At 61.0% G+C, this 15,920-nt stretch carries 12 protein-coding genes; 6 read left to right on the top strand and 6 right to left on the bottom strand.

What is annotated here, in order from left to right; translation table 11 throughout:
• The first annotated feature begins 87 nt into the window (after positions 1–87).
• The 6 genes from BLU17_RS00130 to BLU17_RS00105 all read left to right on the top strand — a co-directional run bounded on the left by BLU17_RS00130 (position 88) and on the right by BLU17_RS00105 (position 7,402).
• Entirely contained in the window at positions 88–1,461 is a 1,374-nt protein-coding gene (locus tag BLU17_RS00130) for a hypothetical protein (protein WP_245746671.1), read from the top strand.
• Positions 1,454–2,752 carry a lipopolysaccharide biosynthesis protein gene (locus BLU17_RS00125; RefSeq protein WP_091992889.1) on the top strand — a complete coding sequence of 433 codons (1,299 nt, stop codon included), beginning with the start codon at positions 1,454–1,456 and terminating at the stop codon, positions 2,750–2,752. Before BLU17_RS00130 ends, BLU17_RS00125 begins: the two co-directional genes overlap by 8 nt.
• Positions 2,753–2,882: 130 nt before the next feature.
• The gene (locus tag BLU17_RS00120; RefSeq protein WP_091994121.1) at positions 2,883–3,779 is read left to right on the top strand and encodes a glycosyltransferase family 2 protein; all 897 of its coding nucleotides are present in this window, start codon (positions 2,883–2,885) and stop codon (positions 3,777–3,779) included.
• A gap of 180 nt (positions 3,780–3,959) precedes the next feature.
• The gene (locus tag BLU17_RS00115) at positions 3,960–5,054 is read left to right on the top strand and encodes an acyltransferase family protein (RefSeq protein WP_143189146.1); all 1,095 of its coding nucleotides are present in this window, start codon (positions 3,960–3,962) and stop codon (positions 5,052–5,054) included.
• Positions 5,055–5,200: 146 nt separating this feature from the next.
• Positions 5,201–6,292, top strand: a complete 1,092-nt coding sequence (locus BLU17_RS00110) for a glycosyltransferase family 4 protein (protein WP_091992884.1) — start codon at positions 5,201–5,203, stop codon at positions 6,290–6,292.
• A gap of 33 nt (positions 6,293–6,325) precedes the next feature.
• Entirely contained in the window at positions 6,326–7,402 is a 1,077-nt protein-coding gene (locus BLU17_RS00105; RefSeq protein ID WP_091992882.1) for a glycosyltransferase, read from the top strand.
• A gap of 55 nt (positions 7,403–7,457) precedes the next feature.
• On the opposite strand, the gene BLU17_RS00100 is transcribed toward BLU17_RS00105, so the two are convergent.
• From BLU17_RS00100 to BLU17_RS00075, 6 genes are all read right to left on the bottom strand, one after another.
• Positions 7,458–9,224, bottom strand: coding sequence for a hypothetical protein (locus BLU17_RS00100; protein WP_091992879.1), 1,767 nt, complete (start codon positions 9,222–9,224; stop codon positions 7,458–7,460).
• A 340-nt stretch (positions 9,225–9,564) separates the two neighbouring features.
• The gene (locus tag BLU17_RS00095) at positions 9,565–10,038 is read right to left on the bottom strand and encodes a GtrA family protein (RefSeq protein WP_091992876.1); all 474 of its coding nucleotides are present in this window, start codon (positions 10,036–10,038) and stop codon (positions 9,565–9,567) included.
• Positions 10,031–11,113: a glycosyltransferase family 2 protein gene (locus BLU17_RS00090; protein ID WP_091992873.1), complete on the bottom strand. Its 1,083-nt coding sequence runs from the start codon at positions 11,111–11,113 to the stop codon at positions 10,031–10,033. The genes BLU17_RS00095 and BLU17_RS00090 overlap by 8 nt, the downstream gene beginning before the upstream one ends.
• 92 nt (positions 11,114–11,205) lie before the next feature.
• Positions 11,206–12,192 (bottom strand): cupin-like domain-containing protein, encoded by a 987-nt coding sequence (locus BLU17_RS00085; protein ID WP_091992871.1) that lies wholly within the window; start codon positions 12,190–12,192, stop codon positions 11,206–11,208.
• A gap of 40 nt (positions 12,193–12,232) precedes the next feature.
• Positions 12,233–13,510: an SGNH/GDSL hydrolase family protein gene (locus BLU17_RS00080; RefSeq protein ID WP_245746670.1), complete on the bottom strand. Its 1,278-nt coding sequence runs from the start codon at positions 13,508–13,510 to the stop codon at positions 12,233–12,235.
• Between the two features lie 56 nt (positions 13,511–13,566).
• Positions 13,567–15,918, bottom strand: coding sequence for a condensation domain-containing protein (locus BLU17_RS00075; RefSeq protein WP_091992867.1), 2,352 nt, complete (start codon positions 15,916–15,918; stop codon positions 13,567–13,569).
• Between the last annotated feature and the right edge of the window lie 2 nt (positions 15,919–15,920).

Genomic DNA, 15,920 nt, shown 5'->3' with positions numbered 1-15,920 from the left:
CGCGATAACGAGATCGTTCACGCGCGAATGATTGCGTGAACGGATTAGGGGTTTCGGCAAGTGGAACTGACCATATTTGGAATCGTCGTGTTCGTCACCGGACTGGCGGCGCTTTATGCGTCGTATCGCAGTGCGATTTACGGCATGGCGGTCTTTTCGCTGTTTGGATGTACGCTCGCGCTCGGGTTGGGCGGCATCGGCATTTTGCCCGCCCAGCTCTTTCTCGCGTTCTTCGCGCTTAGGGCGTTCAATCTCGCGGGCGGGAAAGGGCTTGCCGACGCGGTCGCGCAGGACAAGCCCGGCTTCTGGCTGCTCTGCACCTGCCTGTGGGGCGTCGCTGGCGCCATCCTGCTGCCGCGTGTGCTGCGCGGTGCGACGCTCGTGTTTCCCGTCGACCGCAGCAGTCAGTTCATCATATTGCAACCGCTTGGCCCGGTCTCCGGCAATCTGTCCCAGACGATCTATTGCATCAGCGACGTCGTGGTGTATTGCTCCATGTATGCGTTCCTGAAATATCGTGGCGTGTACCGGACGCTCGCCAACGCCATCTTTTTGCTTGCGTCTCTCGACGCGCTTGCCGGCGTGATCGATATCTTCGCGCACGCTGCGGGCATTGACATGCTCTCGGTCGTCAAGACGGCGCAGTTCGCCGACCTGACCGGCGAGGAAATGGGCGGACTGGTTCGCATCAGCGGCACGTTCAGCGAAACTTCCGGGTTTTCGGCCTTTACGCTTCCGCTCTTTGTCTTTTGCCTGAATCTCTGGCTTGTCGGCTATCGTCCGAAGCTGGCCGGTCCGCTTGCGCTCACAACGGGCGTTCTCCTGTTGCTGTCGACTTCGGGAACCGCTTATGTCGGGCTTGGAGCATATCAGTTCGTACTGCTGGTCAGCCGGCCTGGCCTCATCTCGTGTGTCGCTGCCGTACGCAAGCGGCGCATGTGGGTTATTTCGTCGTGCGCTGGCTTGCTGGGCGCACTCTACGTGATCGTCTTTCTGCCGGGGGTGGTGAACGCGCTTGGGGATTTCGTCGACGCGGCGATACTGAGCAAGGCGGGTAGCGACTCCGGCGTTGAACGAATGGGGTGGAATGCTCAGGGTATAACGAACTTTTTCGATACCTACGGAATAGGTGTTGGCCTGGGCAGCATTCGTGCGTCGAGCTTTCTGGTGGTGCTGCTGGGAAGCCTCGGTGTCGTGGGTGTGGTTTGCTATGGGTCGTTCCTCGGCAAGACTTTGCTGTTACCGGTGCCGGCCCATTACCCCTTTACGGAGCGGGCCGTCTGTTATGCGGCACGGCACGCCATGATCTCGACGCTGATCGTCGCTTCGGCCTCGCTTAGCGTCTTCGAGCTTGGTACATGTTTCTACATATTTGCGGCCGCAGCGGGCGCACTCTCGCAGCGTGTGCCGCGACGTGTGCCCGCACGCGGAGGCTGGGTTGCCAGGGGGGCTCATGAATAAAGTTCAGGCATCGTTGTCGAAGATCGAGTTGCTTGCGGTGTATTTTTCGTACGTAGTGCGGTACATCTATCCACTCATTCTGGTTCCTTATTACGGAAGGGTGCTCGGTTCCAGCGGTTACGCCGTGGTGCTGGCGGGGATGTCGTTGTCCAGTACCATCTGGCTGTGCGTCGACTTCGGTTTTTCCACCATCGGCGGACGGGACATCGTCCATACCGAAAGCACCGGCGAGCGCGATGCGATTTTTCGGAATCAGGTCACGGCCCGGCTGTTGTTGTGCATTCCGGGCGTCATCATCGGCGCAATTGCGGCTTGCAGGTCGGAAATCATTTCGAGTGTTGCTGGTGTGAGCTTTTTTGTCGTCGTCGGGGGGCTGCTGAACGCCTTCAACCTTGGCTGGTATTTCACCAGCACGGGACGCCCGAGGACGAGCGTCATGATCGAAATGCTGGGGCTCCTGCTTTCGCTCACGCTGCTGTTTTCCTTCATTCGCAAGCCGGCCGATATCGACCGGGTTTTCCCGGTGATTTTCGCTTCCAACCTGGCCCAGACGGCGCTGGCCTATTGGCTCGTTAGAAAGGAATACACCGGGGTTATTGCGCCACTGCGCGCGGCTGTCAATCTTGTCAAGCGATCGTCGACTATCTTCATCTACAGCGGGACGGCGGTATTGGTCCTCGCCGCGTCCACCTACATTTTGTCGCTGTTGGCCTCGCCCTCGGATGTGAGCGCCTTCGGTCTCTCGGAGCGTCTGGTTTCCGCCGCGTTGAGCATCATGGCGCCGGCGTCCCAGATCCTGGCGCCGAAAGTCATGTATCTCGTTACCCGCAACGAGGCGCGAGCCAATCTCATTGCCCGGCGGACATTCGCTATTTTCTTTCTGGGAGCGATAGCGGGTGTGATCGTTACGGAATTGTTTTCCGAATGGATCATACCCCTGCTATTCGGACCGGAATTCCGTCACGCTATTCCAATTCTCAATATCATGATTCTCGTCGTGCCGCTTGCCGTTTGCACGCGCGTATTGGGCATGTATTTCCTGATTCCCCGCAAGCTCGAGAAACTACTTGCGTGGAGCGGCGTGGTTGGCGCGGTGGTGAATCTGGCGGCGGCCATTCCCCTTGCCAGTTACTGGGGCGCCGCAGGCATGGTGATGGCGCGATTGCTGGCGGAGGGTTCTCTGGTGGCCATGCTTGTCATCGGAAGCTGGCGTGCGGGACTGATCAGGGAGATTCTCGGCGTCGGCGAAGGGTTCTCATGGCAGACGCGATTCGGCAGATGGCTCGAATAACCCTGGTTGACCAATAGTCGGCCAGGGTGCGTGCGGTAGGCAGCAGTGCGATGGCCGATGTCCCGATACCGTGTGCTTCACAAAGGTGACGGATTCGAGCTCCCGTTCGCGAGTAACCATGGTGACGCAAATGAGCCTGCCTTCCTTTAGAAAACAACCGAGAATCTGTGTGATCTTTCCCACGCGTGGCCGCGCCGGGATTCTCGAACAGGTCGTCGCCTTCGTCGATCTGCAAACGGTAAAACCGGATCTGATCATCATCTCCTGCGTATCGGACGAGGACGTAGGCGATCTGTCAGGCCGACCCGGAATGATCGTGATCAAAGGGCGACCCGGCCTCACGGCTCAACGCAATCACGCGCTGGACCATGTGCCGGACGATTTCGACGTCGTGATTTTTCTGGACGACGACTTTCTGATGCATGGCGCGTGGATCTCGGAGGTCCTCAAGGCCCTGGACAGCGATCCGGCCATTGCCTGTGTTACGGGAACAGTCGTCGCGGACGGTATCCACGGGCCAGGTTATTCCTTTGAAGAAGGGCGGGCCATCGTGGCCCAAACCGTCGATCTCCCGGAAAGGTTGATCGTTGCGCCGACCGGGGGTCCCTACGGATGCAACATGGCGTTTCGCGCCAGCAGCATCGCCGGCCTTCGCTTTGATGAGCGCCTCGTTCTTTACGGCTGGCAGGAAGACCGTGACTTCGGCGGCCAGATCTGGAATCGGGGCGGGCTCGTCGTTCGAATCAATACGGCGCTTGGCGTACACCTTGGGGTCAAGCGGGGCAGGGTGTCCGGATGCAGACTCGGCTATTCGCAGGTCATCAATCCGCTTTATCTGGTGAAAAAGAGGACGATGCCTTTACGTCCTGCGCTCGATCATGTCATGCGTAATGTGGCGAGCAACATGGTGCGAAGCGTGGTGCCGGAGCCCTGGATAGACCGGCGCGGGCGTCTGATTGGCAATCTGATCGGCCTCTGGGATTTTTTTCGAGGAAGGCTGACGCCCGAGCGACCCGAAAGACTATAAAGCTGCCACGCGCGGAGGCTGTCTGGCCGCCGGTCCACGCCATGCGAGGCTGCACGATGCTGAATAGCAGGGCCTCGAAGCGACCGGCGTCGCGGCCTGAGCGTGCGCAATGCGCAAGCGGGCCGGGGCGCGCCTAATTGCGCCGTGCGCTATGTAGACGCCCATGACGGCGTGTTCGCGATGAACAAACACTCTCATTTGGCGGTGCCTGATTGCTTGCGCGGCGTTGCAGCGATATCGGTGTTGCTCTTTCATCTGAACCACTGGCTTGGAATCCCATGGCTGGCTTCCAACGCGGGCATTGCGGTGGACTTCTTCTTCGGCCTCTCGGGCTATGTCCTGTGCGTGGCCTACCGTGGCCGATTCGAGCGAGGGATGAGCGGTGCGCTTTTCGCGCGCATCAGGCTCATACGGCTGTTGCCGATGATCGTGATCGGAACCCTCCTGAGCGCGTCGTATCTGGCGACCCGATCTGTTCTGCTTCACGATATCGACATCCATCCGGGCTGGCTCGCGGCCGCCACGCTTCTCGGCATGTCGTGCATTCCGACGTTCGGCGCTCCGCATACGATCGGAGGGCCCCAGGTGTTTCCGCTCAACGGCCCCGAATACACGTTATTTCTCGAACTGGTCGTGAACCTCTTCTGGATGGTCACGCGCCGATTCGACGGGCTGGCGTTCGCATTCATCGTGACGCTCGCCGGTTATTCCCTTACGGCGGTATTCGGCATGGGAGGTGACACGCCGGGCACTTTCTTAACGGGCTTTCCCCGCGTATTCGGCGCTTACTATCTGGGCGTCCTGCTTTATTACGGTGATGGGAAATTCGGGGTGCTCTCATGGAAGATCTGGAAATCACTGTTTCTTCCTGCATCCATCGCGACTCTGGTGATGATGGCGTGGCCCGCGCAGGTCCCCTTCCTCGCGCAGTGGCTGTGGGCTGCAGCCGTGATGCCTTTGCTGATCCTCGGCGGATCGTCGATTACGCTCACCGGGCCTGCACTGACGGTTGCCCTCGTATTGGGCGAGCTGTCGTATCCGGTTTACGCGTTGCACTACCCTACGTTCGTCTGGCTCAACGGGATTTATCAGCAGTCGATGCACAGGAAGGATCCTGTTCTGGAGGCTGCCTTGTTCCTGCCCATAATCCTGCTGACCAGTTATCTCATCATGCGTTTCGTCGATACCCCAGTCCGCTCCTGGCTCGTTTCCCGTTTTGGCCGGCCGACTGTCAAAGCGGTTCTCGACACCACGGCGGCCGATACGACTGTTTGAGCACGCGCGCATGAGCCCCTCCTGATAAGTACGCGTTTGCGTGCGGTAGCCAGCAGTGCCGCGCTTGCGCGGCCGATAGCATACCCGTCGGAGAAAGCCGCATTGTCCCGCGTAAGGATGGCAACGGCATTGCGTGTGGGGGAGCCATGAAGACGATAGCATTCAACGGCAAGTTCTTTGGGGCCGCGCCGACGGGCGTGCACAAGGTTGCCGAGCAACTCGTTGCCGCGATTGACGCGCTGATCGCCGGGCAAGCCGGCAACGGCCTCGATTGCGCCCTCGTAGTCCGAGACCGCGTCGAGATTCCGTCTTACCGCAATATTTCGTGTGTTCGCGAGAGTCGCTGGGCTCGCAAGATGCACCGGATCGCCTGGGAGCAATGCTATCTTCCGCTTGCTCGCAGAAGGGATTTCATTCTCAATCTCTGCAATCTTGGGCCGCTGTTTCATCGGGATTCGGCGACGATGATACACGACGCCCAGGTGTATTCGGCGCCGGAATCCTATTCGCTTCCTTTTCGGCTTTGGTACAAGTCTCTTTACTTTTTCATCGGCAAACGGCACAGGATCATCTTTACCGTGTCGGAGTTTTCCAAAAGCGAGCTGGTGCGCTATGGCATTGCCGATCCCGACAAGATCGTCGTCGTCCACAACGGCTGCGATCATGTTCTGCAGGTCCAGCCCGACGCGCGGCAGCTTGCTACGTTGAGGCTGAAACCGCGGCGGTATGTTCTCGCGCTCGCGAACACGCAGAAACACAAGAACATCGGCATTCTGCTCAAGGCCTTTGCCGGCGCACAGTTAGGCGATGTCGAACTCGTGCTGTTCGGCGGCGCGACTCGAGCTGACTTCGAAGGTCACGGGCACGTCGTGCCTCCCAATGTCCGATTCACCGGCCGGATTGCCGATGCCGAACTCGTCGGGCTGATGGCCAACGCCGGCGCGCTTGCCTTTCCTTCGCTGACGGAAGGCTTCGGTTTGCCGCCGCTCGAGGCGATGGCGCTCGGCTGCCCCGTCGTAGCGGCGCCTTGTGGTGCGCTTCCGGAGGTTTGCGGGAAGGCCGTGCTTTATGCGGATCCTTTCGACCCGGACGCCTGGAGTTCGAATATTCTTGCAGTGCTCAACGACGAAGCAGTGCGGCAATCCCTGATATTCGCCGGACTCGGGCAGGCTGGCGGCTTCACCTGGAAACAGGCGGCGCGCAGCCTGTTCGAGACCGTGAGAGCCGTGACCGGTTGATCTCCTTAAAGAAAGCGATATTGGGGGCGAGCAATGTCTATTAATGTCGATTTCTCGTTGGCGCTCAATGATCGAACCGGCAAGCTTTTCTTGGGGAAGGATATTATTTCGTCGCTCGGCGGCAGGGTGACGAGGGTTCACTACGGACGACTTCACGAATTTCCCCACAATGATTTGATGCGCCGGATCGCGGGCCGCCTGACCCACAAGGAAACCATTGCGAGAGTGCATCGCTCCCGGCTGGTTTCATGGTTGCCGGCAATTCGCGATCCACGCCCTACGCTGCATCTCGACCCGCTCAGCGTCGTGCGCCATCGCCTGGAGGCGCGGGACATCGTGCTTTGCCACGACGTCGGTCCGATCACCCATCCCCAGTACTTCGCGGCGGGCGTGGACGATCTGTACCTTCAGGCGTATGACCAGATCCGGCGCATGAAGCCTCACATGGTATTCGTCAGCAAGACGTCCCAGAGCGAATTTCACAAGCTGTACGGTTACGATTACGCGTCGTCGAACGTCATCTACATTCCAACCCGTTTGGGGATCAAGGAAGGAGAGGGGCACCCGGTGGATGGCATTTCGTGCCGTTTTCTCTTGACGGTGGGGAGTATCGGCGACCGTAAGAACCAGGCTCGTTGTATCGAGGCCTTCGCGGCGAGCGGGCTGGCGGATGAGGGGTGGCAGTATGTCATCGCTGGCGGGCCGGAGCCCGGCGCGGTTGCCGTCGTCGAACTCGCCAGGCGAACGCCGGGAGTCGTGTTGCCTGGATATACGACAGACGACGCGCTGCGCTGGCTCTATCGCAATGCATCCGGTTTCGTGCTGATGAGCCTTCTGGAAGGATTCGGGATGCCAGTCATCGAGGCGATAGAGCACGATTTGCCATGCCTCGTTTCCGGTTCGAGCATTTTGACGGAAGTCGGGGGAGAGGCCATGCTCGACGCCGATCCCCTCGATCTGCAGGCGATCGCATCCGGTATGCGATCGCTAGCCGACATGTCGGGTGAGGAACGCATTCGGCGAATGTCACAAGCCCGTGCGCATCTGCGGATCTTTGCGCGGGAACCCATACTCGCTAGCTGGAGAGAGCTGGTCGAGAGGATTGGGTGAGCGCTCAAGTCGCGCCGGATACGATGCCGGGGACCGGACGTCTGCGTTCCTTGCGCTATTTGGCCGTATCGGCAAACCTATAAAGCCACGCGGATGTTCCCTTCAGTTGCACCCAGCCAGGATCGGACGGCGTTTTCGGCATCGTTAGCGACACGACCGCTCGTGCGCCGCTTCGGGAGAACGCCTTCATCACCTGGTCACGCTGCTGCGGCGTAAGCTGCGTCCAGAACATTTCGCTAAAATCCGGCCAGAGGATTTCGTCCTTACGGTCGAAGCGGTTGCGATCCTGGGGCTCGATACGGTACGGGAGACCGCCGAACTCGGCGACGATGCGCAAGCGTGACACATAGGCCCAACTGACCCTGACAGTCGGAGCGGTATCGCGGATAACGGCCACCGCGTCGCCGGGCCGTAACCCCGAGGCAGTAAGCGCATTGGCGAGCCGCCATCGCGGGTCGTCGTGAAAGTCCGCGCGGTGAATCGCTGCCTCGACCGAAGGCGCATCGGTAACCGCAAGTTCTGCGACGGCACCTGCGCCATAGATCATGACGAGAGCCGTGGCGAGCATGCGACGGGAAGGCAGCGTCACGTCTATTAACGGCGCCCAGGACAGAAGCGCCACGATCATGATGAACGCACTGAGATAGCGCTCTTCGACGTGGACGAGAAAATATGTGCCAAAGCCTCCCACGGTCGGCAACAGCAATGGCCAGGTGCGGATCGTTATTCTGGCCAGCGACGCGCGCCATGACCGGTTGACGAGGATGGGCAAGAAAGCCACGGCAACCGCGAGTACGATCGGGTGCTGCCTGATTATCTGCTGCAAGCTCCACAACGACCGGCCCATGGCTATTAATTCGAGCTTCAGGCTGAAGAATGACCGGAAGCCTTTGTACCAGTAAGCGACGTCGTTATAGGGCGGGTAGGTCGTGTGGAAAGGCGTTCCAAAGCCGAACGCCGGCAAGCCCGCTACAAGCTGACTGGTTGGATGGATGGGCCGGCCGAACTGCTCCGGTCCGCCTTGCCAATTGGTAAGGTGAGGCAGCTCGTTCACGTGCCAGGGGACATTCAACGCGCCGGAGGCGCCCAGGGTCAATTCGCCATAGGACCATGAGATCCCGGCGACATAGGTGGCAAAGAAAAGCCCGAAGACGCCCGTGGCCACGCCGAATGGCCGCCACAAGCCGCCCCTCGCGCAGCAATAGATGAAAAGGGTGAGAATGAACAGGCAAGAAAACGGAGTGAATACTCCTTTCACCCAAATACCGAGACCCAGTACCAGACCGAGCAACGTCGCTGTCACTATGTCCCGCCGCCGGATTAGCGATAGAAGCAGACTCGAGCCAAGCAGAAAGCCCGTGGTCACGAGCAAGTCCGGGCACACTGCCGAAACCGGGTCAAGCGCCAGGCCGGCGCCAAGAAAAACGCAAACCCCGATCCAGATCGTAAATGGATGCAGGGCCAGCGCAAGCGAACCAGGCCAATACAGCGCGAGGGCATTGCGGATCAGACCACGCCATGATGCATAGGCGAGCAGATAGATCATCCAGTTCACGACCGTTATCGCGTACCACTCGCCTTCCGGCGTGGGGGCGGCCAGCGCCCGCCCCGCGGCAACCAATGCGGGATATCCAGGGTTCCAGAAGGGGTTGAAAATTTCTCGCCAATCGATGTGCGTGACGGCCCAACTGACATTCAGATAGGATATCCAGTCGCCATAATATTGCGTCCGCCCATAAATTCCCTCGACCATCCCGAGTATGCCGATGACGATCCAGGAAAGGACGAGATGTATATTCGCCAGCGGCCATTTTATTGCCATTTAGCACCCCCACGTTTACAGCCGGAAAAACCGTAGCTCAGGGAATCAGCCCGCCCTGTGGTCCGATCGGCAAGAGGGGCCATCAACTGCCATTAACTGCGCTTAACGCCCCATACCGGTCGAGGTATTGGCGCCGGCGCGTCCGTCGCGGCACATGACGTTCGAACGCCTCGCATGTCCCCGCACAGGCAGGTCACGCGACGAATGTAGCGGGCGAGCGCTAACCGCTCTGTGCGTTGGACAACGCCTTTTATCGAACGGGATACGCGTGGCCGCACGAGGATTCGAGGCGGGGCTTCCGGCTCAGGCGCTAGTTTGCGTTCCGATCGAGCGGCAGCGTTCAGGACGGCGATGCGTCGCCGGACGACGGGACCTTGGTGCCCTGGGTGGCGATGGACGCGCCGGAGGCCGCCGCAGAGCCGCGCTCCTGTTCATTGAACGTCCACATCGAGTTGAGCAGATAGGTCAAGCCGAGAACGAGGGCGGTCGTAACCAGTTGTGCAATCAGATAGTTCAACCCAAGGCTGTTCACGAAGAACTTCATGCACACGCCGTTCGTCAGCACGCCGAGCAAGGCGATAATGGCAAACTTCGGCGCCGTCGACAGAGGATTGCTGTTGCTACGGAACGTGATCCGGCGGTTGAGACCGTAGTTGACGATTGCGCCGACACTCGCCCCGGCCATCGAACTGAGGGCCGGAGAAGCCCAGCCCGTGCGAACCATCGCAATCAGAACCGCATACTGCGCGGCGGTACCCATTGCGCCGACGCCCGCATAGACCGCGAATCTTCGCGCCGCTCGCAGATCAGGCATCGTTGGCGCCCGCAGATTGGTAGCGGCTGCGGATCAGGTAAACCGGCCGGTTCTTCGACTCGTAGTAGATGCGGCCGATGTATTCGCCGAGTACGCCTATTCCGATCAGTTGCACGCCGCCGAGCAGGAGGACGGCCGAGATCAGTGAAGCGTAGCCGGGCACGGCGACGCCTTGAATCAGGGTTCGCACGATGAGGAACGATGCATACAGAAATGCGCCCAGCGCCACGAAGCTGCCGACGTACGTCCACACGCGAAGCGGCAGCGTGCTGAAACTGGTGAAGCCCTCGAGAGCGAAGTTCCACAGTTTCCAGCCGGAAAACTTCGACCTGCCGGCGAGGCGAGGCTCGCGCACGTAATCGACGACTGCGGTCCGGTAGCCCACCCAGGCGAACAGGCCCTTCATGAAGCGGCGTGTTTCGGGGAGCTGTTTGAGCGCGTCCACGACCTCTCTTGTAATCAAACGGAAATCGCCCACGTTTTCCGGGATTTTCGTATCGCACATCGAATTGTGTATCCGGTAGAAAATCGCCGCGGTCTGGCGCTTCAGGAAGGAGTCCGTGAGTCGGCTGACGCGTTTGGCGACCACGACATCATAGCCTTCCCGCCATTTCTCCACCAGTAACGGAATTATTCCGGGCGGGTCCTGCAGGTCGGCATCGAAAGGGATCACAATGGCGCCGCGAGCTTCGTCGAGGCCTGCCGACAGCGCGGCTTCCTTGCCGAAATTGCGCGTCAGATCGATTACGCGAATGCGGCTATCTTCTTTCGACATGCCTATGAGCATGCGCAGCGTGCCATCGCGGCTGCCGTCGTTGACGCAGACGATTTCGAACCGGGTTCCGTCGATCGTTTCGAGCACGGGAATGACCGCGCTGAAAAATGCCCCGATCATCTCCTCTTCGTTATAGAACGGCACGACGAGCGAGAGGAGGCAGGGTTGGCCAATCTCGGCGGCCTCTGCCGGCGAAGGATTGGACCGGGCGGTCGTGTCGCGCGCTGCTGCCGGCGAGGCTGGCGCTTCCCTCAGAAGCGTTTCCGGAACCAGAAAGTGAGGGCGGGCGACATAGTTCATGTTTACCTCGCGAAGATGCCGCAGTTGACTCGCTCGCCATGACCGCGAGGCCTGTTACGCGCGACAGGAATCGATGCCGGCAGGTTATCGGTTCAGCGTTTGACCAGCCGCCGGACGGCATTCAGCGGTGATTTCAATCTCGTCACCGGCGCGTGGACGACATCGGAGAACGTCTTCGGATTGCGGTGTTCCAGCGTCGAGATGACTTTTCTTTTCAAGCTGTCGCGCAGCGGCGAAACGCCTGGCGGCAACGGCTTCAGGCCCATCATGCGCAAAACGTAATTGGCCTGATAAACCCTCGCGCGTTCCTCGATGGATTTCATGCAGTAATTGATGCTGATACTCACCGAGATATTGTCGTCGTTCTTGACCCAGTGCGGCGCCAACGACGGATGATGCACCACTTCTCCCGGCGAGAGCCGAAAGATGGTCCCGCGATTCTGCATTTCACGGCGATAGCGCGCAGCTTCGAAGTTGCCAGCGTAGTAACGTTCGACCTCCTGGTCCGGCACCAGCTCGCGGTCGGTCGCAGGGAAGAGACATACGTCCTTCGAGCCCTGCAACTGGAAGAGGAAGTTGGTTTCGTGATCGATATGGAAGGGCGTCGAGACGTTCGGCGACGTGATTAACAGGGTCATCGTGACGAGGGTCATGTCCGTGCGCAGCGGGAAATCGGACAACTCCTCGAGCTCGGACGTAATCGTATCGAGGACGTGAGCATAATCGGCGTCATAAAGCTGCGCCTGAGTCAGCTTGATCCACGAGTCGTTTTCGCCGACGCGCGAAAATGCCTCGGTCAGACGCTTGCTATGCGGCATGGCGCTGAACTTCGTATCGAGCGAGCCATTCTTGAAGTTAATGGCGCAGACATTGCCATTTTTTTCGAGCATCCGCTGCGCGACTTCGACGATTCTGGGAATCTCGAACAAGCCGCTCTGATGCAATATGTGATTGAACTTGAATGGACGAAGATTGAAGTTGTCTTTGAATTCCGGATTGCAAGCGTGCAGAATCCTGTCGTCTGCGTTCAGTTGGCGTGACGGATCGGCCAACACCGTAGCATCGCTAGTCACAGACATGGCACACCTTCGTAGGTTGGAGGACACTGCCTGCAGGCTACTAGCGCGCCTGTTGGCCAGATGTGCGTTGACGAACATCCACGGCGAATTCGGCGTTTACCCGCAATGGACCGGCCGGCTTGATCCGTTCGTGGCTGGACGCCGATGTCATGTCGGCGGCTTCGAAGCTTGGCCGCAGAAAGTCGACGACTTCGGCGTCCGTGACCGGCTTGACATGCAACGCGAACGCGGCATTCAGCGAAGCGACGAGGTGCTGCGCCCAAAGCGTATTCCACACCACGCCGGCATGACTGTCTGCAAGAACGGCGTTGTGCGGATCGTCGCCGGAAGTATTGGTGATTGCCCAGCCCGGCGAGAGACGCACCGTCCTGTAAGCCGGGCGGCCTTGATCGTCGCGTTCGCCCCAAAGGCTTCTGAACCATGCGCGATAGTCGAGAAAGTAGACATGGCGATCGGCCGCGGCAAGCTTGCGCAAGCCAGTGTTGAAGCGGTCGATGCCGGCGTCGATATTGGCTATCTCGCTGGCCGATTGCCAGCTGCCGAACTCGCCCGACCAATCCGCGTTGCTGCCCACCCCCACGAGTACGACATAGGTATCCGGGTGATTCTTGCGGATCAGCGCGACGGCTTCACCGATCGACTTGATGCAGGCGTCGACCAGGGCCGTGGGGCGCGGAGCATGTCGATCGCGGGACAGTTCGTCGAGCACGTCGTGGCCGCCGACGTCGTTGCCGCCGATCTGGATCAGTACGATGCCGCCTCTCCACGCCTCGGGTTCCGTGTCCATCAAATCGACGAGACGAATGGCCTGGCGCTCCGATTGCCCCATCAACTGGCCGCAGGTCGCGCCGCTGATCGCGAAGTTGTAGCGGTAGTCGTCCTTGGGCGGCGTGCGCGCGAGAGAGCCGAAAGCCTCGCCGACAAGCGCGCGATATTTGCCGGTTCCCCACGCCCCCCATTTGCCGGGATCGAGCTGGTCTCCGCGCAACTGGGCCAGGACCTCGGTCCACTGCCAGGTAGTCGCGCGCCGCTGGCCTCCTCGCATGCCCGGATCTCCCAGCATCAGCGTGTCATGGTAGGACTGGCTGTCGGAATCGCCGAGCACGGCAAATCGTATCGGTCCGGATGGCCGTTCCGCCGCGGCCGCGACGGCGGCGGGCGGGCGGCGAAAGAGACCGGGAACGGCCAGTCTGGCAAAAAGGCCGGCCACGGTCAGTACACCGAAAAGTGCGACCAGCAGGACTTTACGCGAACGGGACATAGGCCATTTACCCTGTCGTGACGCCTTTGACGCCCGGTCCTCGAGGCGCGACTCCATCCATGCCATGCATGACGGCGCTAACGCACATGTCACGCATGGTCACGGCAATGGCGTCAGGCGCTGGCGTGTTTTAGGGAAGCTGCGGGAGCGTCTTGCTCGCCCTTGGCCGCTACGTTGCAATCCGTTTCTATTTGCGCGAGGCGATCGTGCAACTGCTTGCCCATGACGGCGGCGCCGGCCGACCGGAACATCTGGTTGTGCATGCCCGGAACGGCGGTGACCACCAGCTTGTCCGCGGCCACTTCGTTCCATCCCATGTCCCACGCGAACAGCCGTCCCTTGAGCGCCTGGTCGCTGCGGAACAGCTGAACGTCGCCGTCATAGCGCGCCGCGCGATACCGCGACTGCTGATCGCGCAGATAGCCGATCTGTCGACCGTACCAGAGGTTGTCGTCGATCTTCCCGGCAATCCTGTCCGCCGAGCCATCTTTCTTGAGCAGTCCGAACTTGAGCGCCAGCTTGGTGAGGCGGAGCCAGCGAACGGTCCGAAACTGCTGGAGGAAGTCGATCATGGACATCTCGCCCCGCCTCGCCAGCCGGAAGTCGCGCGGAATGTCGGTCATGCGCACCTGCAGCTTGCGCAATAGCCGGTCATGCCAGGGCATCGACTCGCGATAGCCGGGGGCCCAGGAATCGTTGAGGATGACCAGCTCCACCGTTTCGCCCTCGCGCCGGAGCTGATGCGCCGCCTCCAGCGCCATCGCCCCCAGCACGCAGTGCCCCATGAGGATATAGGGGCCGCCTGGCCGCACGAGTCTGATGAGCCGCACGGCGTCTGCGGCGATGTCCTCGAAGGCACGCAGCGGGAACTCGCGCCGAAGCCCTTTCGGCACCATGGGAATATCGATGATGGGCCGTTCGGTGCCGAGCTGCTGAGCCAGTTCGTAGAACACCGCGATATTGTTGAGCGCGATGATCGGCGTGCCCGGCGCATCCTCGTTGAATCGCACGACGTTGCGGGCTTGCGCCTCCAGTTCGGCCTGGCTCAGGAAGCCGCTGGCGCCGGCGCCTCCTGCGATTTTCGCCGTGCCTTGCGCGGCTGCGTGCGCGAGCGACGGCTGCGCCGTGACGTCGACGGTTTCCAGCACCTCGCGCCACCTGACCAGATGCCGGTCGATCGTCTCGACGTCGTAGAGCTCCGTATCGCCCTCGCACGAGATGCGCCAGCCTTCCGGACGCCGCACCATGAAGAAGTTGAGGTCGTAGAGCGCGCCCGCGTTGAAGGAGGGCGAGGTCGTCGCGGCGAAGTCCTGGCGGCGAACCTCGTCGCCCATGCCGACGAAGCTCTGTTGCAGGGCGAAATTGACCGAGCACAGCGGCGGCCGGCTCGTGTCGGGCACTTCGCCCGCCATCTCCATCATGTCTTCGAACGGGAGGTGGAGATGTTCGAGGGCGTCGCCGAGCTTGGCGCCGCACTGCGCCGTGACGGAGGCGAGGGTGCTGCCCGGCGCGACGTCGAGGCGAAGAATCACCGTGTTGATGAGCGGCCCGATCACTCCCTCGAGTTCCTGCTGATCCCGCACCGACATCTGCGTGCCCATGGCGACCCGGGTCTGACCGGTAGCCGCTTGCAGCGCCATCGCGAGGCCGGCCGCCGCGACGCTGAAGAGCGTCACGCCTTGCGCCTTGGCGGCCGCGATCAGACGCTCGCTCAGCGCGCCCGGCAACAGGATGGAGCGGATGACGCCCTGGAAGCCGCGCTGCGGCGGCCTGCCACGGTCGCCGGGAACGTCGAAGCGGCGGAACTCGTGGAGCTCCCGGCGCCAGTGGGCGCGAGCGCGATCGAGCGCCCCGCTCGCAAGGAACTCTCCCTTCCACAGCGCGTAGTCGCCGTGATGAAGGTCGACGTCAGGGTAATCGGGATCGTGACCGGCCCGCAACGCGGCAAGCCCTTCCACGAGTTCGCGCACGAGGATCGCGAAGGACCAGCCGTCCATGACGAGCGAATGGAAGGTCAGTTGCAGTTCCCCTTGCGTGCCCGACCGCGGCAACCACACGGCCCGGAAGAACGAAGGCGACGACAGCTCGAAAGGCGTGCGGGCCTGCTGGCCGCCGACGCGCCCGGCCTCGTCAAGGGCGGCCTGTTCCTCGAATCCGGTGAGGTCGATCACTTCGAGCCGGAAGGGGGCGTGGCTCCAGACCTGCTGGCGCAGCCCCGCACCCGTCATCACGAAGCCGGTGCGCAAGATCTCGTGGCGCGCGACCAGTTCGCCGAGCACCTGCTCGATGCTCGCGGCAGTGAGCGGCCCCGACAATTGCAGCCGGAAGGCGATGTTGAGCGCCGAAGCCTTGGGCGACGCCTTCTGCTCGTGCCAGAACCGCACCTGGCAGGCGGTCGCCGGGAACAGCACATAGCCGGCTTCGATCTCGTGAGTCGCGGCGACATTCAGGGCGATCCCGTTCATCG

Origin of the sequence: Paraburkholderia lycopersici (assembly GCF_900096975.1) — a bacterium.
Taxonomy (GTDB): Bacteria; Pseudomonadota; Gammaproteobacteria; order Burkholderiales; family Burkholderiaceae; genus Paraburkholderia; species Paraburkholderia lycopersici.
Note: the sequence above shows the minus strand (reverse complement) of the source record. Positions and strands in the feature narration are given on the sequence as shown.

Coding starts and splice junctions, on each gene's coding strand:
- BLU17_RS00125 (WP_091992889.1), top strand. CDS start 1,454: ATGAATAAAGTTCAGGCATCGTTGTCGAAGATCGAGTTGCTTGCGGTG.
- BLU17_RS00120 (WP_091994121.1), top strand. CDS start 2,883: ATGAGCCTGCCTTCCTTTAGAAAACAACCGAGAATCTGTGTGATCTTT.
- BLU17_RS00115 (WP_143189146.1), top strand. CDS start 3,960: ATGAACAAACACTCTCATTTGGCGGTGCCTGATTGCTTGCGCGGCGTT.
- BLU17_RS00110 (WP_091992884.1), top strand. CDS start 5,201: ATGAAGACGATAGCATTCAACGGCAAGTTCTTTGGGGCCGCGCCGACG.
- BLU17_RS00105 (WP_091992882.1), top strand. CDS start 6,326: ATGTCTATTAATGTCGATTTCTCGTTGGCGCTCAATGATCGAACCGGC.
- BLU17_RS00100 (WP_091992879.1), bottom strand. CDS start 9,224: ATGGCAATAAAATGGCCGCTGGCGAATATACATCTCGTCCTTTCCTGG.
- BLU17_RS00095 (WP_091992876.1), bottom strand. CDS start 10,038: ATGCCTGATCTGCGAGCGGCGCGAAGATTCGCGGTCTATGCGGGCGTC.
- BLU17_RS00090 (WP_091992873.1), bottom strand. CDS start 11,113: ATGAACTATGTCGCCCGCCCTCACTTTCTGGTTCCGGAAACGCTTCTG.
- BLU17_RS00085 (WP_091992871.1), bottom strand. CDS start 12,192: ATGTCTGTGACTAGCGATGCTACGGTGTTGGCCGATCCGTCACGCCAA.
- BLU17_RS00080 (WP_245746670.1), bottom strand. CDS start 13,510: ATGGAGTCGCGCCTCGAGGACCGGGCGTCAAAGGCGTCACGACAGGGT.
- BLU17_RS00075 (WP_091992867.1), bottom strand. CDS start 15,918: ATGAACGGGATCGCCCTGAATGTCGCCGCGACTCACGAGATCGAAGCC.